Origin of the sequence: Pseudomonas aestiva (genome assembly GCF_039908605.1) — a bacterium.
In the GTDB taxonomy this organism is placed as follows: domain Bacteria; phylum Pseudomonadota; class Gammaproteobacteria; order Pseudomonadales; family Pseudomonadaceae; genus Chryseomonas; species Chryseomonas aestiva.
The window spans coordinates 1,594,167-1,613,412 of record NZ_CP150916.1; the positions used below are offsets into that span (position 1 = coordinate 1,594,167).

Here is a 19,246-nt window from a genome sequence, read left to right on the forward strand (position 1 = left end):
CGCGCGGCGTCGCCACCTGCCTTGCGCGGGCGGCGTCTCTGCCCGTTTCTCCGCCGCGCCCGCACCCGGAGAACCACCCATGACCGATAGCCCCGATTCGACCAGCCCCGAGCGCGACGAGCGCCACCGTGCGCGCATGGTGCGCAAGAAGGCGGTGATCGACGCCCGCATCGCCGAAGCCCAGGACGAGCGCGGCCTGCTGCTGGTCCACACCGGCATCGGCAAGGGCAAGAGCAGCTCGGCCTTCGGCATGGCGGCGCGTGCCCTCGGCCATGGCATGAAGGTGGGCGTGGTGCAATTCATCAAGGGCCGCCGCGACACCGGCGAGCAACTCTTCTTCAGGCGCTTCCCGGACGAGGTGCGCTACCACGTCATGGGCGAGGGCTTCACCTGGGATACCCAGGACCGGGCCCGCGATCTGCATTCGGCTGCCGCGGCCTGGGCGGTGGCGGTCGAGCTGCTGCGCGATCCGGCCATCGGCCTGGTGCTGCTGGACGAACTCAACATCGCCTTCAAGCACGGCTACCTGGACGTCGATCAGGTGCTGGCCGATCTGGCCGGGCGCCCGGCGCACCAGCATGTCGTGGTGACCGGGCGCGGTGCGCCGCCGGCGCTGGTCGAGGCCGCCGATACCGTGACCGACATGAGTCTGGTCAAGCATGCCTTCCAGGCCGGCGTCCGCGCCCAGCAGGGTATCGAATGGTAGGCGAGACGCGGCATTGCCCGGCGCTGCTGATCGCCGCTCCGGCCTCCGGTCAGGGCAAGACCAGCGTCACCGCTGCCCTGGCCCGGTTGCACGCCCGCCAGGGGCGGCGGGTACGGGTGTTCAAGTGCGGTCCGGACTTTCTCGATCCGATGATTCTCGCCCGCGCCAGCGGCGCACCCGTCTACCAGCTCGATCTGTGGATGATCGGCGAGGCCGAGAGCCGGCGCCTGCTGTGGGAAGCGGCGGGGGAGGCCGATCTCATCCTCATCGAAGGCGTCATGGGCCTGTTCGACGGCCAGCCCTCGGCGGCCGACCTGGCCGAGCGCTTTGGCGTACCGGTGCTGGGAGTGATCGACGCCGCCGGCCTGGCGCAGACCTTTGGCGCCCTGGCCTATGGCCTGGCCCACTATCGGCCGGGCCTGCCCTTCGCCGGGGTGCTGGCCAATCGCAGTGGCAGTCCGCGGCAGACGCAACTGATCCGCGGCAGCCTGCCAGCGGGCATGACCTTCTTTGGCAGCCTGCCGCGCGATGCCGGCATCGAGTTGCCCAGTCGTCACCTGGGGCTGATCCAGGCCGACGAGGTCACCGACCTGGATCGTCGTCTCGACCTGGCGGCCGATGCCCTGGGCGCCAGTTCCACCCTTGAAGTGCCGCCGCCAGTGGCCTTTGCCGCACCGCCGCCGACCGTGGTCGAGCCGTTGCTGGCGGGGGTGCGGATCGGCGTGGCCCGGGATGCGGCGCTGGCCTTCATCTACCAGGCCAATCTCGATCTGCTGCGCGCCCTGGGCGCCGAGCTGCAGTTCTTTTCCGTGCTCACCGACACGGCGCTGCCAGCGGTGGACAGCCTCTATCTGCCCGGCGGCTATCCCGAGCTGCACCTGCAGACGCTGTCCAACAACCTGGGCATGCGCGCGGCCATTCGCGCCCACCATGCGGCCGGCAAACCGATCCTCGCCGAGTGCGGCGGCATGCTCTATCTGCTCGACGAACTGACCGACAAGGCCGGCGAATCCGCCAGCCTGCTCGGACTGCTGCCGGGCAGCGCGCGGATGCAGGCGCGCCTCACCGCCCTGGCCTTGCAGTCGGTGGAGTTCGAGCAGGGCACCCTGCGTGGCCACACCTATCATCACTCGGCCCTCGAGTCATCCGAGGTGCCCTGGGCGCGCGGGCTGTGCCCCAACGGCAAGGCGGTCGCCGAGGCGGTCTACCGCGACGGTCGCCTCACCGCCAGCTATATTCACTTCTACATGCCGTCGGCACCCGCCGCGGCCGCCGCGATGCTCAAGCCGTGACCACGACCCCCTATACCCCCGCCGAACAAGCCGCCGTCTACCGAGCCATCGCCGAGCGCCGCGACATGCGCCACTTCTGCGGTGGCGAGGTGCCCCCCGAGCAACTGGCCCGCCTGCTCGGTGCCGCCCACCAGGCGCCCAGCGTCGGGCTGATGCAGCCCTGGCGCTTCCTGCGCATCAGCGATCCGGCCCTGCGCCAGCGCCTGCACGAGCTGGTGGAAGAAGAGCGCTGCGCCACCGCCGACGCCCTCGGCGAGCGCAGCGACGACTTCATGAAACTCAAGGTGCAGGGCATCCTCGATTGCGCCGAGGTGCTGGTGGCCGCGCTCATGGACGGCCGCGAAGCCCATGTCTTCGGCCGTCGTACCCTGCCGGAGATGGACCTGGCCTCGCTGTCCTGCGCCATCCAGAATCTCTGGCTGGCGGCGCGCTGCGAAGGCCTGGGCATGGGCTGGGTGTCGCTGTTCGAGCCGGAAGCCGTGCGCAGCCTGCTGGAGATGCCGGAAGGCGCGCAGCCGGCGGCCATCCTCTGCCTGGGACCGGTGGAAGCCTTCTATCCGCGCCCGATGCTGGAAGAGGAGGGCTGGCGCCAGGGGCGGCCGCTGGAGGAGCTGGTCTTCGAGAATCACTGGGGCCAGAAACCATGATGCTGGCCTTCGCGGTCGTCAGCGGCATGCTGCTCGACCTGCTGTTCGGCGAACCCCGCCGCGCCCACCCCCTGGTGCTGTTCGGGCGCCTGGCCGACAGCCTCGAAGCCCGCTTCAATCCCGGTGGCCGTGGCTGGCGCAGCCATGGCGTGGTGGCCTGGAGCCTGGCCGTGCTGCCCTGGGTGCTGCTCACCGCCTTGCTCTGCCAGCTCGACTGGCTGGCCTGGATAATCCAGCCCCTGGCGCTGTATCTGGCCGTGGGACTGCGTAGCCTCGGCGAGCACGCCGAGCCGGTGGCCCGCGCCCTGCAACGCAACAATCTGCCCGAGGCACGGCGGCGGGTCGGCTACCTGGTCAGCCGCGAGACCAGCGAGCTGGACGAGACCGCCGTGGCCCGCGCCGCCACCGAATCGGTGCTGGAGAATGGCAGTGATGCCGTCTTCGCCGCGCTGTTCTGGTTCGCCCTGCTGGGTGCCCCGGGTGTGGTGCTCTATCGCCTGGCCAATACCCTGGACGCCATGTGGGGCTATCGTACGCCGCGCCTTGAGCGTTTCGGCTGGGCCGCGGCGCGGCTGGACGATGTCCTCAACTATATTCCTGCGCGCCTGGTGGCCCTGACCTATGCCGGTCTCGGCCGCTTCTGGAGCGCCATCGAAAGCTGGCGCACCCAGGCACCGCTGTGGGACAGCCCCAACGCCGGTCCGGTGATGGCGGCCGGTGCCGGCGCCCTGGGCGTGAGCCTGGGCGGCCCGGCTCGCTACCACGGCGAATGGCACGAGCGTCCGCTGCTGGGCCGTGGACCGGTGCCGACCTTCCTGGCCATCACCCGTGCCCTGAAACTGGTGCGCCGTGGCGCCTGGTTGTGGACCGCGCTGATCGCCCTGGGAGGACTGCTGCTTGCTTGAGCACGGCGGTCGGCTGCGGCGCGCGGCGCGCAGCTACGACATTCCCCTGGACGACTGGCTGGACCTGTCCACCGGTCTGGCCCCCTGGCCCTGGCCGCTGCCGGAGATTCCGGCCAGTGCCTGGGCCCGGCTGCCGGAGCCCGATGACGGCCTGGTGGAGGCTGCCGGTGCCTGTTACCGGGCCAGCGCGTTGCTGCCGGTGGCCGGTTCCCAGGCCGCCATCCAGGCACTGCCGACCCTGCGCGCACCCGCGCGGGTCGCGGTACTGGCGCCCTGTTACGCCGAACACGCCCTGGCCTGGCGTCGCGCCGGGCACGAGGTGCTGGAGTGGGGCGAAGCCCGGATCGCGACCGACCTCGACCAGCTGGACGTGGTGGTAGTGGTCAATCCCAACAATCCCACGGGCGAACGCCTGTCGCCGGCCCGGCTGCTGGACTGGCACGCCCGCCTCGAACGCCGCGGTGGCTGGCTGGTGGTGGACGAGGCCTTCATGGATCCCACCCCGGCAGCGAGTCTTGCACCCTTCAGCGATCTGCCCGGGCTGATCGTGCTGCGCTCCTTTGGCAAGTTCTTCGGACTGGCCGGGATGCGCCTGGGCTTCGTGCTGGCGGCGCCGAGCCTGCTGGCGCAGCTGGACGAGCAACTGGGTCCCTGGACGGTGAACGGCCCCAGTCGTCATCTCGCCCGGCAACTGCTGGCCGATCAGCCGGGCCAGCAGCGTCAGCGCGAGGCGCTGCTCAAGGCCGGTGAGCGCCTGGCGGCGTTGCTGGCCCGGCACGCCCTCGCGCCTAGCGGTGGCTGCGCCCTCTTTCAATTGCTGCAGCGCGCGGACGTCGCGGAGCTGCACGAACACCTGGCCCGCCAGGCCATCCTTACCCGCCTGTTTCCCGCGCTTGGCGCCCTGAGATTCGGGCTGCCCGGCGACGAGTCCGGCTGGCAGCGCCTGGACCAGGGCCTCGCCAGCTACCGGAGTCCCCTATGAGTACGCTGATGGTGCAGGGCACCACCTCCGACGCCGGCAAGAGCACCCTGGTGGCCGCCCTGTGCCGCTGGCTCTATCGCCAGGGCGTGGCCGTGGTGCCCTTCAAGCCGCAGAACATGGCGCTCAACAGCGCCGTGACTGCCGATGGTGGCGAGATCGGCCGGGCCCAGGCGGTCCAGGCCCAGGCCTGCGGCCTGGCGCCCCATACCGACATGAATCCGGTGCTGCTCAAGCCCAACACCGATGTCGGCGCCCAGGTGATCATTCACGGTCGCGCCGTCACCAGCATGGATGCCAAGGCCTATCACGCCTACAAGCCGATAGCCCGGGAGGCGGTGCTGGCCTCCCATGCCCGCCTTTCGGCGGGCTATCAGGTGGTGCTGGTGGAGGGCGCCGGTTCGCCGGCCGAGATCAACCTGCGCCAGGGCGATATCGCCAACATGGGCTTCGCCGAGGCGGTGGACTGCCCGGTGCTGCTGGTGGCCGACATCGACCGGGGCGGCGTCTTCGCCCATCTGGTCGGCACCCTCGACCTGCTCGAACCCAGCGAGCAGGCGCGCGTCGCCGGCTTCATCATCAACCGCTTCCGCGGTGACCTGGCGCTGCTGCAACCCGGGCTGGACTGGCTCGAAGCCCGTACCGGCAAGCCGGTGCTCGGCGTGCTGCCCTATCTGCACGACCTGCACCTGGAAGCCGAGGATCGCCTGGCCACCGGCCAGGTCGCCAAGCAGGGACCGCGTCTGCGGGTGGCGGTGCCGGTGATGCCGCGATTGAGCAACCACACCGATTTCGATCCCCTGCGCCTGCATCCCCAGGTGGAGTTGCTGTTCGTCCGTCAGGGCGAGGCGCTGCCCGCCGCCGACCTGATCATCCTCGGCGGCTCCAAGAGCGTGCGCAGCGACCTGGCCTTCCTGCGCGCCCAGGGCTGGGACGCGGCCATCACCCGCCACCTGAGATACGGCGGGCGGGTGATGGGGATCTGTGGGGGCTTCCAGATGCTCGGCGAGCGGATCGCCGATCCTCTCGGGCTGGAAGGCGCGCCGGGTGACAGCGCCGGTCTGGGCCTCCTGGCCATGAGCACCGAATTAGCGGCGGAAAAGCAGCTGCGCAACGTGCACGGCTGGCTGAGCGACGGCGACGCCGAGGTGGCCGGCTACGAGATCCATGCCGGTGTCAGCCAGGGCCCGGCCCTGGAGCGGCCGGTGCTGCGCTTTGCCGATGGCCGCGTGGATGGCAGCCTCAGCGACGACGGCCAGGTGCTGGGCACCTACCTGCACGGCCTGTTCGAATCGCCCGCCGCCAGCGTCGCCCTGCTGCGTTGGGCGGGTCTCGCCGAACCGCAGCAGCTGGACTACCACGCCCTGCGCGAGCGCGATCTGGAGCGCCTGGCCGATCTGGTCGAACACCATTTGGACACCGGGCGCCTGCGCGCCCTCTGCGAGCTCTAGATGCGCGAATTCATCCTCGGTGGCGCTCGCTCCGGCAAGAGCGCCCTGGCCGAGCGCCTGGCCGCCGAGTCCGGCCTTGCCGTCACCTATATTGCCACCGCCGGCGGCAACGACGCCGAACTGGCCCGGCGCATCGAGCGCCATGCCGCCCGCCGGCCGGCGCACTGGGCGCTGGTGGAAGAACCCCTGGCGCTGGCCGAACGCCTGGAAGCTCTGGCGGCGCCGGATGCCTGCCTGCTGGTGGACTGCCTGACCCTCTGGCTGACCAATCTGCTCTTGCTCGACGATCCCCGGCGCCTCGACAATGCCTGCGCGGAGCTGCTCGAGGTCGTGCCGCAGTTGCCCGGCCACCTTATCTTCGTCAGCAACGAAACCGGTCTGGGCGTCGTCCCGCTGGGCGAGCTGACGCGCCGCTATGTCGATGCCGCCGGCGAATTGCACCAGGCCCTGGCCGCGCGCTGTGAGCGCGTGGTGCTGGCCGTCGCCGGTCTCCCCCTCACCCTCAAAGGAACCCTGCTATGAGCATGCCCTGGTGGCAAGGACCCTGCCGCCAACCCGATACCGCCGCCGCCGAAGCCGCGCGCCAGCGGCAGGCGGTATTGACCAAGCCGAGCGGTTCGCTCGGCGATCTGGAAGTGCTGGCCATCCAGCTGGCGGCCCTGCAGGGCACGCCGCGGCCACTGCTGCAGCGGACCGCCATCGCCGTCTTCGCCGGTGATCATGGGGTGGTGGAAGAGGGCGTCTCGGCCTATCCGCAGTCCGTGACCGCCGAGATGGTGCGCAACTTCGTGCGTGGCGGGGCCGCCATCAGCGTGCTCGCCCGGCAACTGGACGCCGCCCTGGAAGTCATCAACCTGGGTACCGTCACGCCGCTGGAAGCCCTGCCCGGGATCATCGACCTGCCCCTGGGCCGCGGTACCGCCAACTTCACCCTGACCCCGGCCATGACCCATGAGCAGTGCCAGGCCGCGCTGCAGGCCGGGCGCGACGCCGTCCTGCGTGCCTGCGCCGGGGGTGCCGATCTGTTCATCGGCGGCGAGATGGGCATCGGCAATACCACCGCCGCCAGCGCCATTGCCAGTGTGCTGCTGGATACCTCGCCGCTGGCCCTGGCCGGGCCCGGTACCGGCCTGGACGCCGATGGGGTGGCGCGCAAGGTGGCGGTCATCCAGCGCGCGCTGCTGCGCCATGGCGACGCCCTGGACGATCCCTACGAGCTGCTGCGCCGCCTGGGCGGCTTCGAGCTGGCGGCCCTGACCGGTGCCTATCTGGCCTGTGCCCAACAGGGCCTGCCGACCCTGATCGACGGCTTCATCTGCTCGGTGGCAGCGCTCTGCGCCCAGCGCCTGCAACCCGCTACCCGCGACTGGCTGCTGTTCGCCCACTGCGGTGCCGAGCCTGGCCATGCCGCGGTGCTGCTGGCGCTGGGCGGCGAGCCGCTGCTGGACCTCGGCCTGCGCCTGGGCGAAGGCAGCGGTGCGGCGCTGGCCGTGCCGCTGCTGCAACTGTCCTGCCGCCTGCACAGCGAGATGGCGACCTTTGCCGAAGCCAGTGTCTCCAGCCGCGCCCATGACTGACTGTTGGCTGCTGCGCCATGGCGTCACCGAAGGCCCCGAAGGCTTTCGCGGACGCCTCGATCCGCCGCTGGCGGAGCAGGGCTGGGCGCAGTTGCGCGCCGCCGTCGCCACGCAGCCGCCCTTCGAGCTGATCCTGACGTCGCCGCAACAGCGCTGCGCGCGCTTCGCCGAGTGGCTGGCGGCGGAGCAGGGCGCCGAGCTGGTGCTGGAAGCGGATCTGCGCGAACTGGATTTCGGCGCCTGGGAAGGTCGTAGCGCCGCGGAGCTCATGCAGGACCAGGCGGAGGCCCTGGGGCGGTTCTGGGCCGATCCCTATGCCTATACCCCGCCCGAGGGCGAGCCCGTGGCGGCCTTCGCCGAACGGGTCCTGGGGGCGGTGACACGCTGGCGGCCCCGGCTGCAGGGCCACCGCAGCCTGATCGTCACCCATGGCGGCGTCATCCGCCTGCTGCTGGCCCGCCAGCGGGGTCTGGCGGCTAGGGACCTGCTGCAGGTCGAGGCGCCCTACGCGACCCTGCAGCCACTGGCGCTGGAGGAGGGCTGATGCCGCTACCCTTGCTGATCGCCGTGCAGTTTCTGACCCGCCTGCCGGTCCGGCTGCCCGGCGTGCCGCCCGCCGAGGCCGTTGGCCGCTCGGTGCTCTGGTATCCGGCGGTCGGCCTGCTGCTGGGTGCGCTCCTCAGTCTGATCGCCTGGCTGGGCGCCGCGGGCGGCGTCTTCCTGCAGGCGGCCCTGGTGCTGGCCGGCTGGGTGATCCTCACCGGCGGCCTGCACCTGGATGGCTTGGCCGACACCGTGGATGCCTGGATCGGCGGCTATGGCGATCGCGAGCGGACCCTCGCCATCATGAAGGATCCGGCCTGCGGACCCATGGGCGTCCTGGCGCTGCTGCTGACCCTCCTGCTCAAATGGAGCGCCCTGGTGGTGCTCCTGCCGCACGCGCCGGGCTGTCTGTGGCTAGCGCCCCTGGCCGGTCGCCTGGCGCTGCCCTGGCTGTTGCTGACCACCCCCTATGTACGTCCTGGCGGTCTGGGCGAACTGCTCAGTCGCCACCTGCCGCGGACAACCTTGACTCGGGTGCTGCTGCTGGGCGCGCTAGCCATCCTCCTGCTGCCCCAGGGCTGGACCGCACTGCTGGTCACCGCCGGGGTCGCGCTGCTGGTGCGACGCGCCCTGCGTCAGCGTCTCGGCGGTACCACCGGCGATACCGCCGGGGCCCTGCTGGAATTCACCGAGACCGGGGTATTGGTCGCGCTGGCCCTGACGCTGGGCTGAAAAATCGGCCCAAGCGTGAGGCACCCGGGATTTTGCGACCTTGGTCCTTGAACGACATCGGTTAAACCGTTAAGAAGGCGCCTGGTTGCGCGTCCAGCGAAACCGCCTCGGCACGAGCGGGTCCAGGGGGAGTCGTCGTCAGTTGGACAAGGAGCCCCAATGCTCGATGCGCCTCACAGCGCCGCCTCGCCTCGGGAAGTTGCCCCCGCGTCGCGGCTCCGCCTCAAGCCACGCAGCCTGTTCGCCAAGTTCTTTCTGGCGTTCATTTTGGTGGATGCCCTGGGCACCCTGCTGTTCACTCTGCACAGCTACCACCAGGCGCGCGAAGCCAGCAGCCAGAGCATCGACTATCGCTTGATGAGCGCGGCCCTGGCGCTGCCGGAAATTCTCGGCGAGGACTATCTCGCCCAATTGCAGGATCCGGTCCAGGCCGATCCCGACCGCTACCAGCGGACGCTAATCACCCTGGATCGCTATGCCCGCAAGGCCGGGCTGGCCTCGCTCTATGCCTTCGTCAAGGAAGGCTCGAGTTTTCGCTTCATCATGGATTCGGCCAACGAGGAGGAAATCCGCGTTGGCTATTTCGGCGACTATCGCCAGCTCTACGAGCAGGCACCCCCGGAACTCGCAGCGGTGTTTGCCGATCATCAACCGCGTTTCGCGGAATACCAGGATAACTTTGGCAGTTTCCGTTCGCTGTTCCTGGCCATTCCAGGACAGAACGGGCAGGCAGTCGTCATAGGGGCGGACATGTTCATGGAAGGAATAGCAGCGGCGGAGCAGTCGGCTCTGCTGGATTCGCTGCTCATAGGGGCGATCATCTTCGCGATGGGCGCTCTGGTCAGCCGGATCTTGGCAGGCGCACTCAATCGCTATCTGCTCCGTCTGGGTCAGGCCACCGAACGCATCGCCGATGGCGACTATCAGCTGGGCCTCAAGGAAGGCCGCGATCCGGTCGGTAGGCTCGGTCGCGCCATGAATCAGATGGGCGCCGCCCTGGCCGCGCGCGAGCGGCGCATCAGCCAGCTGGCGTTTCGCGACATGCTCACCCGGCTGCCCAACCAGGTGCGGCTGGTCCTGGAGATTCGCCAGCGCATCGAGCATGCCGCGGCTGGGCGCTTTGCCGTGCTGCTGCTGGACGTGGCCAACTTCCGCAACATCAACGAACTGCTCGGCCAGGAAGGTGGCGACAAGATCCTGCGCCACCTCGCGCGTCGGCTGAGGGTCGCGGCGCCGGAAGAGAATGGCGTGGCGCGGATCGGCGCCGACACCTTCGTCCTGCTGCTGCCCTGGTTCGACGACGCCTCGGCGGAGGCGGCGCTGCTGTCGCTGCGCAACCTGGTGGAAAAGCCCTTCGTCAGCGGTAACCAGCGGGTGTCGCTGCGCATCACCTTCGGTATCGCCTGCTACCCCGAGCATGGCGCCAGCGCCGAGGCCCTGCTGGCCAACGCCGAGACCGCGCTGCAGGATGCGCGCCGGCGCCAGCTGCCCTTCGCCTTCCACGATCCGGACCAGGAACGTCAGCGCCAGCTCGGCATCGCCATGCTCGACGCCCTGGACCTGGCCGTGGACCACGATCAGCTGCGCCTCTATCTGCAGCCCAAGATCGCGTTGCCTGACGGCCGCGTGGAAGGCGCCGAGGTCCTGATCCGCTGGCAGCATCCGGAACTGGGGCTGCTCAAGCCGGACGCCTTCGTCGGCATCGCGGAGCAGAGTCGCAAGATCTGCGACATCACCCTCTGGGTGCTGGAGCGCTGCATGCGCTTGCAGCGCGAGCGGCAGCTGGGCGCCCTCAAGCTCAACGTCAATCTGTCACTGCTGGACCTCGAGCATCCGGCCTTCATCGCCCGCATCGGCCGGCTGCTGGACGAGACCGGCGCCGTCGCCGCCGGCTTCTGCCTGGAGATCACCGAGTCCCGCGCCATGAGCAATCCGGTGCAGGTGCTCGATTGCCTGCGCCAGCTCAAGGCCATGGGCTTCGAGCTGTCGCTGGATGACTTCGGCGCCGGACATTCCTCGCTCGCCTGCCTAAGCAGCTTTCCCATCGACGAGCTGAAGATCGATCGGCAATTCATCGAGCACTGCCAGCTGCCCGGCGATCAGGAGGTCATCAGGCTGCTGGTCCAGCTCGGCCAGTTGCGCGGGCTGCGGGTGGTGGCCGAAGGCGTGGAAACCCGCCAGGCCCTGCAGGTCCTCACCGAGCTGGGCTGCGACCAGATCCAGGGCCAGCTGGTGGCCGGCGCCCTGTCGCTGGACGACTTCCAGCGCTGGTACGCGGAGCAGGAGCAGGGTTACTGGGGGCTCAGGGCCTAGACCAGGATCGCGGCTGTTCGCCGCCGCGGATGGCTGGTGCGCGATCCCGGTCCCGGAAAGCACGAAGCCGCCTGGCGGCGGCCTCGGTAGCGGACCTGAGGCTTAGAAGCGATAGGTCAGCTGGGCGCCCAGACCGTGGGCGCTGTTGTCGTACTTGGCGCTGTAGCCGGCCTTGGTGGAGGTGGCGGGGCGATTGATCGACACGTCGTCTTCCCAGAGGTAGGCATAGGCCACATCGATGGTCATGTCCTTGGTCGGCGACCAGCCTGCGCCCACCGAGAAGGTCTTGCGATCGCCCACCGGGATGCGCACGTTGCGGTCGCCGTTGTCGGTCGGGGACGGGTCGATGGCCATGCCCGCGCGCAGCACCCACTGGGGATTCAGCTGATAGGCCGCGCCGATGGCGTAGGACCAGGTGTCCTTCCAGTTGAGTTCTTCCGTCACGGTCGCCAGGGGCGAACCCAGCACCGGCAGGGTGGGGGTGCCCTCGTTCTCCACGTCGATCGACTTCAGGCGACTCCAGCGGGTCCAGGTGGCACCGGCGTACATCGTCCAGTCGTTGTTCAGACGGTAGGTGAAGGAGGCATCGCTGCTTTCCGGCAGGGTGATGCTGAGGCTGGCGTCATACTTGCCGTTGAGCCGGCTGACCAGGGCGTTGGTGATCGGACTGGCCTGGCTATTGGCGCCTGTGACCTCGGTGTTGCCCTTGAGCTTGTAGGTGACCTTGGAGTGGTAGGTCAGGCCGAAGGTCAGGTCATCGGTCAGGTCCGCGAGCAGGCCGACGTTGAAACCATAGGCGGTATCGTCGCCATCGATCTTGACCTGGCCATCCTGGGTGCTGCCGAAGTTGACGTTGCTGTTGAGCTTGCCTTCGATGCGGTTGATGGTCGGACCGAAGCCGATGGAAACTTTGTCGGTGATCTTGTAGCTGACGGTGGGCTGGATGGTGATGACTTCCACCTTGCTCGCCTGACCCTGGTAGCGACCCTGGAAGGCGTGCTCGTAGTTGCTGATCAGCGCATAGGGGACGTACACACCCAGGCCGAAGTGCAGGCGGTCATCCACCGGCGTCACGAAGTAGCCGAAGGGCACCACCGAGTTGGGCACCATGTCGCCGTCGTTGCTGCCCTGGACGGCCTGGCCGTTGGCGTAGCGGCCACTGGCGTCCTTGATGTCGATCTTGGCGTGGATGTAGGCGCCACCGAGGGACACCTCGCGGCCCAGGCGCGACATGCCGGCCGGGTTGCCATAAACGGTGGAAGCGTCCTGCGCGGAGGAAGAGCGTCCGGCGAAGGAGGTACCCATCCCGCTGACACTCTGTTCGTTGATAGCCAGACCGTTCGCCAGGGCATAGCCGGAAGCGCTCGAAACGGCCAATGCAAGTAGGGTCAGTTTTATTGTTTTCATGCTCTTGCAGCTCCATTGAAAGGCGAGAAGCGCTTACCTCCGCGGATTCCCAAGTCCGAGTGAGTACCTGCGCACACTCAGCTTTTAGCAGGCCCGGCTTGCGAATACAAAAAAAACTATTCGGTCACGTTTGGTTCGGGGCGGTCATCAGGCGTTCATCCGACGAACCCGCCTGGAAAGCCGCTGAATGCCACGCTTCCCGGTGCGTGACGGGGGCGTCAAGCGGCACCGAAGAACCGGCCCGGGTGGCTTATACTGTCGGCTCATCTGTTCGGAGTGCGCCCTTGACTTCTGCCCCTCACTGGATCCGCGACGACGCGGCGCTGGCCGCCCTCTGCGCGCGGTGCCAGACCCTGCCCTTCATCGCCCTCGACACCGAATTCATGCGGGTCGACACCTTCTATCCCAAGGCCGGCCTGATTCAGATCGGCGACGGCCAACAGGCCTACCTGGTCGATCCCCTGTGCATCGGTGACTGGACACCCTTCGCCGCGCTGCTGGAGGACCCGGCGGTGGTCAAGGTGCTGCACGCCTGCAGCGAAGACCTGGAAGTGTTGTTGCGCCTGACCGGCAGCCTGCCGCAGCCGCTGTACGACACCCAGCTGGCGGCGGCCTATCTGGGGCTTGCCCATTCCATGGGTTACTCGCGGCTGGTCGGCGAAGTGCTCAAGATCGACATCCCCAAGGACGAAACCCGCTCCGACTGGCTGCAACGGCCGCTGACGCCGTTGCAGGAACGTTACGCGGCGGCCGACGTGACCTATCTGGTCGACGTCTATCTCTATCTCGACGCGCGCCTGGATGACCAGCGGCGTGCCTGGCTGCTGGAGGATGGCGCCGAGCTGGTGGCCAATCTGCGCCGCATCAGCGATCCCTGGGAAGCCTATCGCGACGTCAAGCTGGCCTGGCGCCTGTCGCGCCAGCAACTGGCAGTGCTGCGGGTGCTCTGCCACTGGCGCGAGGTCAAGGCCCGCGAGCGCGACCAGCCACGCAACCATGTGCTGCGCGAGCGCTCGCTGTGGCCGCTGGCGCGTTTCCAGCCCACCGACAAGCAGGCCCTGGCGCGCATCGACGACATGCATCCGCGCACCGTGCGCCAGGATGGCGATACCCTGCTGGAACTGATCGCCGAAGGCGCCGCCACCCCGGCTGAGCAATGGCCGGCGCTGCAGGCCGAACCCTTGCCCCACGAGGCGTCGCCGCTGCTCAAGGCCTTGCGCGCCATCGGCGAACGGGATGCCGAGGCCCTGGGCATGGCGCCGGAACTGATGCTGCGCAAGAAGGTGCTTGAAGCCCTGCTGCTCACCGGCTGGCCCGCTGGCGACTACCAGTTGCCGGCGAATCTGCGCGGCTGGCGTCGCGAGCGCTTCGGCCAGGCCCTTCTCGCTCACCTGCAGGCGCAACGCACCCCGCCGGTGCCCCTGGAAGACACCCCATGAAATTGCTCTGCTCCATCTACCGCAGTCCGCACAAGCCGGAAATGTACCTCTATGTCGACAAGCTCAAGGGCCTGAAACCCGTCCCCGAGGGGCTGCTCGCAGCCTTCGGCCCGCCGGCGCTGGCCTTCGAATTCGTGCTGACCCCGGAGCGCAAGCTGGCACGGGAAGACGTCGCCAAGGTCCTCGAGAACATCGCCAAGCAGGGCTATCACCTGCAGATGCCGCCGCCGGAGCTGGAGCGCGATGACTACCTCGAGCACCTGCCTGAAGAACTGCTGCGGCTCAACGATCCGCTATGACCGCCGTCCTGCTGCTGGAGGACGCGCCGACCGGCTATGCCGCTGCCTGGCGCCAGTGGGCGCCGGAGCTGGACCTGCAGGTACCGGCGGACCCGGCTGAGGCCGTGCGTCTGGCACAGCAGTCGTGCTACTGGCTCGGCCAGCCCGATCGCGCCGCGGCCCTGTTGCGCCAGGGCGTCAAGCCGCTCTGGCTGCAATCGACCTGGGCCGGCTACGCACCGCTGCTGGCGGCGGATCTGCCCTGCGACTATCGCTTCAGCAGGGCGGTGGGCTTGTTCGGCCAGAGCATCGGCGAATACGTCCTGACCTATCTGCTGCAGTTTGAGCGCCAGGTGGCTGCGCGGCAGCTCAGTCAGCAGGAAGGACGCTGGGATACCCGGGCGCCAGGCACCCTGGCCGGGCGGCGGCTGTTGCTGGTCGGGGCAGGGGACATCGGCCAGGACATCGCCCGCCTGTTCGCGCCGTTCGGCATGATCCTCACCGGCGTCGCCCGCAGTGCACGAACCTTGCCTGGCTTTGCCCGGGTGGTGACGCTCGCGGAACTGCGCCAGGCGGCGCGGGATGCGGACTTCGTGGTCAATCTGTTGCCGGACAGCGGCAGCACCCGGGATCTCTACGATGCGGACTTCTTCGCCGCCTTGCCTGCGGGTGCCTTGTTCATCAATGCCGGACGCGGCACCAGCGTGGTGGACGCCGAGCTGATCGCCGCGTTGGAGAGCGGGCAGCTGGCCGGGGCGGTGCTGGACGTGTTCCGCCAGGAGCCGTTGCCGGCCGAGCATCCCTTCTGGCAGACACCCAACCTGCATCTCACCGCCCATGTCGCCGGGCCCACGCCGCCGGCGGCGGCGGTCCGGTTGTTTCTCGACAATCTTCAGCGCCTGCAACAGGGGCAGCCCCTGCGTGGCGCCGTCGACCTGGCCGCTCAGTCGAAGGTATAGGGGCCGGCCACCGCCAGCTCTTCGACGGTCAGGCGCGGACTGGGCAACTCGCGCCCCTGCAGGGACTCCGGCAGGCTGGCCTTGTCGCCCAGCTTGCCGATGGCCACCGCCAGCTCGACCTTGAACGCCGCCGGCACCTTCAATTCACGCTGGATGCCTTCGCGATCAATCCCGGCCATGCCGTGGGCGTGCCAGCCGGCGTTGGTCGCCTGCAGCGCCAGGTAGGCCCAGGCCGCACCGGCATCGAAGCTGTGACTGGGGAAGGGGACTTCCTCGCCACTGCTGGCGCGCAGCAGGGTGGTCTTCGACAGGATGATCACCAGCGCCGAGGCGTGCTGCGCCCAGCCGCGGTTGAATTCACTGATCAGCGACAGGAACAGCGCCCAGTGGGCGTCGTCGCGTCGTGCATAGAGGAAGCGCCAGGGCTGGGCGTTGAAGGCTGACGGCGCCCAGCGCGCGGCCTCGATGAAGCCGAGCAGTGTCTCCTCCTCGATGGCGACCGGGTCGAAGGCGCGGGGCGACCAGCGCTGGACGAACTGGGAATCGACGGGATACTGGGGCGTACGGCTGCTGCTGGTCATGGCTTCACCACGGGAGGAAAGGGGAGTCCGGCACGGTAATCCGGTCGGGCGGAGTCGACAAGGGCGCGAACGGTGCTTGGCGCTCGCGGCGTGCGGCACTAGACTGCGCGCCCCCTTTCCTTGCCACGATCTCTGCCATGGCCGCCATCACCCAGCCGTTCTGGAAGCGCAAGACCCTCGATCAGCTCGATGCCCAGGAATGGGAGTCGCTGTGCGACGGCTGTGGCCTGTGCTGCCTGCAGAAACTCGAAGACGAGGACGACGGCGCCGTCTACTACACGCGCATCGCCTGCAAACTGCTGGATCTCAAGACCTGCCAGTGCAGCCGTTACGCCGAGCGTACCCGCTTCGTTCCCGATTGCATCCAGCTCACGCCGGCCCAGGCCGACCAGTTCGCCTGGCTGCCGCCCACCTGTGGCTATCGCCTGGTGGCCGAAGGCAAGGATCTGCCGGAGTGGCACCCGCTGATCTGCGACGACCGCGAGGCGGTGCACAAGGCCGGCATCTCCCAGTCCGGCCGCATGCTCAGCGAGACCCAGGTCGCCGAAGACGACTGGGAAGACTATCTGATCTTCCGCGCGGGCTGATAACGGCTTCAGGCCACCACAGGGCTGGTCCGCAGCGGTACGGCCAGGTCCGCCGCGCGATGGCAGCGTACCTCCGCCAACGTGCCTGGCAGCAGTGCCTGGGGTCGTTCGCAACCGGCGCCCGCCTGCGGACAGCGATCCCGAAAGAAACAGCCCGTCGGCAGCACCCGGTTGCCCGGCAACTCGGTGCGCTGCGCCGCGGCATCGCCCGTGAGCGGCTGATCCAGCCGCGGCACCGCCTCCAGCAACAGCCGGGTATAGGGGTGGCTGGGTTGCTCCAGCACCTCTGCCGCCGCCCCCAGCTCGACGATCTGCCCCAGGTACATCACCGCCACCCGGTCGGCCAGGTGGCGCACCACCGAGACGTTGTGGGAGATCAGCACGAAGGTCAGGCCGCGATCGCGTTGCAGCTGGGCCAGCAGGTTGAGGATCTGGGCCTGCACCGAGATGTCCAGGGCCGAGGTGGGCTCGTCGAGAATGATGACGTCCGGGTCCGACGACAGCGCCCGGGCGATGGCGATGCGCTGACGCTGACCACCGGAAAACTGGTGCGGGTAGCGATCCAGGTATTCGGGACGGATACCGACCTGCACCGCCAGGCGCTCGGCAAGGGCGCGCAGGGCTGCGGTGGAGCTGCGACCCCGTACCACCAGCGGCTCGGTGATCAGCTTCCACACCGGCAGGCGCGGATCCAGCGAGGACTGGGGGTCCTGGAAGACGATCTGGATATTGCGCTCGCCACGGGCGGCGCCGGTGAGGGTGCCGCCCACCGGCTCCACCAGCCCCATCAGGACCTGGGCCAGGGTGCTCTTGCCGCAGCCGGATTCACCGAGCACGCCCAGGGTCTCACCCGGAAAGAGCCGCAGGTCGATGCCGTTAAGGGCATGGGCCTGGCCCTTGGTGCGCCCGAGCCAGTCGCGGCCCACCGGATAGCGCACCTCGACGCCGCTGAGTTCCAGCAGCGGTACGGCAGGCGGAGCAAGGGTGTTCATGCCGGGGCGTCCTCCGCCTGCAGCCAGCAGGCGCTCAGGTGATCGGGGGTGTCCGTGGGCAGCAGCGCGGGGCGCGTCTCGCAGCGCTCATGGCGCCGACTGCAACGATCCTTGAAGCTGCAGCCACCAGGCAGCTGGGTCAGGTTGGGCACCTGGCCGGGGATGCTGGCCAGGTCGCTGCCCGGCACCGCCTTTTCCGGCAGGCAGGCCATCAGGCCCTGGGTATAGGGATGCCGAGGTGCCTGCATGACCGCCGCGGTAGCCCCCTGTTCGACGATGCCGCCGGCGTACATCACATAGACGCGATCGCAGAATTGCGCGACCAGGGCCATGTCATGGGTGATCAGCAGAATGGCGGTGCCCCGAGCCCGCGCCTTTTCGCGCAGCAGGAGCAGCACCTGGCGCTGCACCGTGACGTCCAGCGCGGTGGTCGGCTCATCGGCGATCAGCAGCTGCGGATCGCAGGAGAAGGCCAGGGCGATCATGATGCGCTGGCGCATGCCGCCGGACAGCTCGAAGGGATAGCGTTCGAGGATCTGCTCGGGATCGGCGATGTGCATGTCCTTGAGCAGCTCGATCGCCTTGGCGCGGGCCTGGGCGGCATCCAGCGCGGTATGGCGGCGAATCACGTCCAGCAGCTGGCGACCGATGCGCCGCGTCGGGTTGAGCGCGGTCATCGGCTCCTGGAAGATCATCGCCGCCTCGCGGCCGCGCACCTCCATCAGCTGGCGCTCGCTCAAGGCGAGCATGTCGTGGCCCACCAGGTTGACGCTGCCGCCGGTGACCCGGTAGCTGCCGGGGGGCAACAGGCCGAGGGTGAGCATGGCGGTGACCGACTTGCCCGAACCGGACTCGCCCACCACGCCGACGATCTCGCCGGGGGCCACACTCAGGCTGACGCCGTTGAGCGCCTTGGCGCTGCTGCGAAAGCCGGGGAACTCCAGATTCAACTGGTCGATGTGCAGAACGGGCTGGCCCATGTCATTTGCCCTTTTGGCGAGGATCGAGCAGATCGCGGATGCCATCGCCCAGCAGGTTGAAACCGATGGCGGTGACCAGGATCGCCAGGCCCGGGAAGGTCGAGTACCACCACTGGTCGAGGATGAAATTGCGGCCGCTGGCGACCATCACGCCCCATTCCGCGGTGGGCGGCTGGGCGCCCAGGCCGATGAAGCCCAGCGCCGAGGCCATGAGGATGGCGTTGCCGATGTCCAGGCTGAATTGCACCAGCAGCGGCGGCATGGCGTTGCGGGCCACGTGCCAGTGCACCAGGTGCCATTTGCCGGCGCCGAAGGTGCGCGCCGCCTGGACGTAGGCCAGCTGGCGGATGCTCAGGGTCTGGCCGCGCGCCAGGCGCACATAGAAGGGAATGCGCACCAGGGTGATGGCCAGCATGGCGTTGAACAGGCTCGGCCCGAGGGCGGCGGCCAGGGCCATGATCAGCACCAGCGAAGGCACCGAGAGGATGATGTCCATCAGGCGCATCATCAGCCGGTCGAAGGCGCCGCCGACGATGCCCGACAGGCAGCCGAGCAGGCCGCCGCTGGCGCAGGCGGCAAAGGCCACGAACAGGCCGACGCCCACCGACTGGCGGCTGCCGTAGATCACCCGGCTCAGCAGGTCGCGACCCACCTCGTCGGTGCCGAACCAGTGCAAGGCGCTGGGTGCCTGCAGGCGGGCGGTGAGTTTCAGCGCGTTGGGCTGATAGGGCGCGAGCCAGGGCGCGGCAACCATGCACAGCAGCACCAGCAGGGTAATCACCAGTCCCGTGAGCATCAGCGGATTGCGGCGGATGCGCCAGGCCAGCCAGGCGGTCTGCTCGCGCCAGCGGGGGCGCGCAGCGATCAGGGTCGTCATG

At 68.7% G+C, this 19,246-nt stretch carries 20 protein-coding genes; 15 read left to right on the plus strand and 5 right to left on the minus strand.

All coding sequences use genetic code 11. The features are described 5' to 3' along the window. Positions 1 to 79: 79 nt before the first annotated feature. From cobO to AABM56_RS07385, 11 genes are all read left to right on the plus strand, one after another. Positions 80 to 706 (plus strand): cob(I)yrinic acid a,c-diamide adenosyltransferase, encoded by a 627-nt coding sequence (gene cobO, locus AABM56_RS07335; RefSeq protein ID WP_133859653.1) that lies wholly within the window; start codon positions 80 to 82, stop codon positions 704 to 706. After that, entirely contained in the window at positions 700 to 1,998 is a 1,299-nt protein-coding gene (locus AABM56_RS07340) for a cobyrinate a,c-diamide synthase (protein ID WP_133859652.1), read from the plus strand. The genes cobO and AABM56_RS07340 overlap by 7 nt, the downstream gene beginning before the upstream one ends. Further along, entirely contained in the window at positions 1,995 to 2,645 is a 651-nt protein-coding gene (gene bluB / locus AABM56_RS07345; protein WP_347883933.1) for a 5,6-dimethylbenzimidazole synthase, read from the plus strand. The genes AABM56_RS07340 and bluB overlap by 4 nt, the downstream gene beginning before the upstream one ends. After that, complete coding sequence (gene cbiB, locus AABM56_RS07350) at positions 2,642 to 3,550, plus strand: adenosylcobinamide-phosphate synthase CbiB (RefSeq protein ID WP_133859650.1); 909 nt, start codon at positions 2,642 to 2,644, stop codon at positions 3,548 to 3,550. The genes bluB and cbiB overlap by 4 nt, the downstream gene beginning before the upstream one ends. Further along, positions 3,543 to 4,532, plus strand: a complete 990-nt coding sequence (gene cobD / locus AABM56_RS07355; RefSeq protein ID WP_133859649.1) for a threonine-phosphate decarboxylase CobD — start codon at positions 3,543 to 3,545, stop codon at positions 4,530 to 4,532. Before cbiB ends, cobD begins: the two co-directional genes overlap by 8 nt. Beyond that, positions 4,529 to 5,980 (plus strand): cobyric acid synthase, encoded by a 1,452-nt coding sequence (locus tag AABM56_RS07360; protein ID WP_133859648.1) that lies wholly within the window; start codon positions 4,529 to 4,531, stop codon positions 5,978 to 5,980. The genes cobD and AABM56_RS07360 overlap by 4 nt, the downstream gene beginning before the upstream one ends. Beyond that, positions 5,981 to 6,502: a bifunctional adenosylcobinamide kinase/adenosylcobinamide-phosphate guanylyltransferase gene (cobU, locus tag AABM56_RS07365; RefSeq protein WP_133859647.1), complete on the plus strand. Its 522-nt coding sequence runs from the start codon at positions 5,981 to 5,983 to the stop codon at positions 6,500 to 6,502. Further along, positions 6,499 to 7,557 (plus strand): nicotinate-nucleotide--dimethylbenzimidazole phosphoribosyltransferase, encoded by a 1,059-nt coding sequence (gene cobT / locus AABM56_RS07370; protein ID WP_133859646.1) that lies wholly within the window; start codon positions 6,499 to 6,501, stop codon positions 7,555 to 7,557. Before cobU ends, cobT begins: the two co-directional genes overlap by 4 nt. Next, positions 7,550 to 8,101 carry a histidine phosphatase family protein gene (locus AABM56_RS07375; protein WP_133859645.1) on the plus strand — a complete coding sequence of 184 codons (552 nt, stop codon included), beginning with the start codon at positions 7,550 to 7,552 and terminating at the stop codon, positions 8,099 to 8,101. The genes cobT and AABM56_RS07375 overlap by 8 nt, the downstream gene beginning before the upstream one ends. Further along, positions 8,101 to 8,832 (plus strand): adenosylcobinamide-GDP ribazoletransferase, encoded by a 732-nt coding sequence (locus tag AABM56_RS07380; protein ID WP_133859644.1) that lies wholly within the window; start codon positions 8,101 to 8,103, stop codon positions 8,830 to 8,832. The genes AABM56_RS07375 and AABM56_RS07380 overlap by 1 nt, the downstream gene beginning before the upstream one ends. A 159-nt stretch (positions 8,833 to 8,991) precedes the next feature. Beyond that, complete coding sequence (locus AABM56_RS07385) at positions 8,992 to 11,145, plus strand: bifunctional diguanylate cyclase/phosphodiesterase (RefSeq protein WP_133859643.1); 2,154 nt, start codon at positions 8,992 to 8,994, stop codon at positions 11,143 to 11,145. Between the two features lie 102 nt (positions 11,146 to 11,247). Here AABM56_RS07385 and AABM56_RS07390 read toward each other — a convergent pair whose 3' ends face one another. After that, a complete protein-coding gene (locus AABM56_RS07390) occupies positions 11,248 to 12,552 on the minus strand; it encodes an OmpP1/FadL family transporter (RefSeq protein ID WP_133859642.1) in 1,305 nt (434 codons plus the stop codon). Positions 12,553 to 12,836: 284 nt separating this feature from the next. Between AABM56_RS07390 and rnd the strand changes: the two genes are divergently transcribed. From rnd to AABM56_RS07405, 3 genes are read left to right on the plus strand one after another with little or no spacing between them, the layout of a single operon-like run. Further along, positions 12,837 to 13,991 (plus strand): ribonuclease D, encoded by a 1,155-nt coding sequence (gene rnd / locus AABM56_RS07395; RefSeq protein ID WP_133859641.1) that lies wholly within the window; start codon positions 12,837 to 12,839, stop codon positions 13,989 to 13,991. After that, a complete protein-coding gene (locus tag AABM56_RS07400; protein WP_133859640.1) occupies positions 13,988 to 14,290 on the plus strand; it encodes a YcgL domain-containing protein in 303 nt (100 codons plus the stop codon). Before rnd ends, AABM56_RS07400 begins: the two co-directional genes overlap by 4 nt. Next, positions 14,287 to 15,228: a D-2-hydroxyacid dehydrogenase gene (locus AABM56_RS07405; RefSeq protein ID WP_133859639.1), complete on the plus strand. Its 942-nt coding sequence runs from the start codon at positions 14,287 to 14,289 to the stop codon at positions 15,226 to 15,228. The genes AABM56_RS07400 and AABM56_RS07405 overlap by 4 nt, the downstream gene beginning before the upstream one ends. Here the strand turns inward: AABM56_RS07405 and AABM56_RS07410 are convergent. Further along, positions 15,213 to 15,809 (minus strand): nitroreductase family protein, encoded by a 597-nt coding sequence (locus AABM56_RS07410; RefSeq protein ID WP_133859638.1) that lies wholly within the window; start codon positions 15,807 to 15,809, stop codon positions 15,213 to 15,215. The two genes, AABM56_RS07405 and AABM56_RS07410, sit on opposite strands and share 16 nt — an antisense overlap. Positions 15,810 to 15,946: 137 nt before the next feature. Between AABM56_RS07410 and AABM56_RS07415 the strand changes: the two genes are divergently transcribed. Next, positions 15,947 to 16,396, plus strand: coding sequence for a YcgN family cysteine cluster protein (locus tag AABM56_RS07415; RefSeq protein WP_058762427.1), 450 nt, complete (start codon positions 15,947 to 15,949; stop codon positions 16,394 to 16,396). An 8-nt stretch (positions 16,397 to 16,404) separates the two neighbouring features. Here the strand turns inward: AABM56_RS07415 and AABM56_RS07420 are convergent, their stop codons facing one another. The 3 genes from AABM56_RS07420 to ddpC are packed head-to-tail and all read right to left on the minus strand — an operon-like array spanning position 16,405 to position 19,245. Continuing rightward, complete coding sequence (locus AABM56_RS07420) at positions 16,405 to 17,388, minus strand: oligopeptide/dipeptide ABC transporter ATP-binding protein (RefSeq protein WP_133859637.1); 984 nt, start codon at positions 17,386 to 17,388, stop codon at positions 16,405 to 16,407. After that, a complete protein-coding gene (locus tag AABM56_RS07425; RefSeq protein WP_133859636.1) occupies positions 17,385 to 18,368 on the minus strand; it encodes an ABC transporter ATP-binding protein in 984 nt (327 codons plus the stop codon). Before AABM56_RS07425 ends, AABM56_RS07420 begins: the two co-directional genes overlap by 4 nt. Position 18,369: 1 nt before the next feature. Further along, positions 18,370 to 19,245: a D,D-dipeptide ABC transporter permease gene (ddpC, locus tag AABM56_RS07430; protein ID WP_133859635.1), complete on the minus strand. Its 876-nt coding sequence runs from the start codon at positions 19,243 to 19,245 to the stop codon at positions 18,370 to 18,372. Position 19,246: the final 1 nt, after the last annotated feature.

What these genes read in the sequence shown, in the direction of transcription:
- cobO (WP_133859653.1), top strand. Translation starts at nt 80, where the DNA reads ATGACCGATAGCCCCGATTCGACCAGCCCCGAGCGCGACGAGCGCCAC.
- AABM56_RS07340 (WP_133859652.1), top strand. Translation starts at nt 700, where the DNA reads ATGGTAGGCGAGACGCGGCATTGCCCGGCGCTGCTGATCGCCGCTCCG.
- cbiB (WP_133859650.1), top strand. Translation starts at nt 2,642, where the DNA reads ATGATGCTGGCCTTCGCGGTCGTCAGCGGCATGCTGCTCGACCTGCTG.
- AABM56_RS07360 (WP_133859648.1), top strand. Translation starts at nt 4,529, where the DNA reads ATGAGTACGCTGATGGTGCAGGGCACCACCTCCGACGCCGGCAAGAGC.
- cobU (WP_133859647.1), top strand. Translation starts at nt 5,981, where the DNA reads ATGCGCGAATTCATCCTCGGTGGCGCTCGCTCCGGCAAGAGCGCCCTG.
- cobT (WP_133859646.1), top strand. Translation starts at nt 6,499, where the DNA reads ATGAGCATGCCCTGGTGGCAAGGACCCTGCCGCCAACCCGATACCGCC.
- AABM56_RS07375 (WP_133859645.1), top strand. Translation starts at nt 7,550, where the DNA reads ATGACTGACTGTTGGCTGCTGCGCCATGGCGTCACCGAAGGCCCCGAA.
- AABM56_RS07380 (WP_133859644.1), top strand. Translation starts at nt 8,101, where the DNA reads ATGCCGCTACCCTTGCTGATCGCCGTGCAGTTTCTGACCCGCCTGCCG.
- AABM56_RS07385 (WP_133859643.1), top strand. Translation starts at nt 8,992, where the DNA reads ATGCTCGATGCGCCTCACAGCGCCGCCTCGCCTCGGGAAGTTGCCCCC.
- AABM56_RS07390 (WP_133859642.1), bottom strand. Translation starts at nt 12,552, where the DNA reads ATGAAAACAATAAAACTGACCCTACTTGCATTGGCCGTTTCGAGCGCT.
- AABM56_RS07400 (WP_133859640.1), top strand. Translation starts at nt 13,988, where the DNA reads ATGAAATTGCTCTGCTCCATCTACCGCAGTCCGCACAAGCCGGAAATG.
- AABM56_RS07405 (WP_133859639.1), top strand. Translation starts at nt 14,287, where the DNA reads ATGACCGCCGTCCTGCTGCTGGAGGACGCGCCGACCGGCTATGCCGCT.
- AABM56_RS07410 (WP_133859638.1), bottom strand. Translation starts at nt 15,809, where the DNA reads ATGACCAGCAGCAGCCGTACGCCCCAGTATCCCGTCGATTCCCAGTTC.
- AABM56_RS07415 (WP_058762427.1), top strand. Translation starts at nt 15,947, where the DNA reads ATGGCCGCCATCACCCAGCCGTTCTGGAAGCGCAAGACCCTCGATCAG.
- AABM56_RS07420 (WP_133859637.1), bottom strand. Translation starts at nt 17,388, where the DNA reads ATGAACACCCTTGCTCCGCCTGCCGTACCGCTGCTGGAACTCAGCGGC.
- AABM56_RS07425 (WP_133859636.1), bottom strand. Translation starts at nt 18,368, where the DNA reads ATGGGCCAGCCCGTTCTGCACATCGACCAGTTGAATCTGGAGTTCCCC.
- ddpC (WP_133859635.1), bottom strand. Translation starts at nt 19,245, where the DNA reads ATGACGACCCTGATCGCTGCGCGCCCCCGCTGGCGCGAGCAGACCGCC.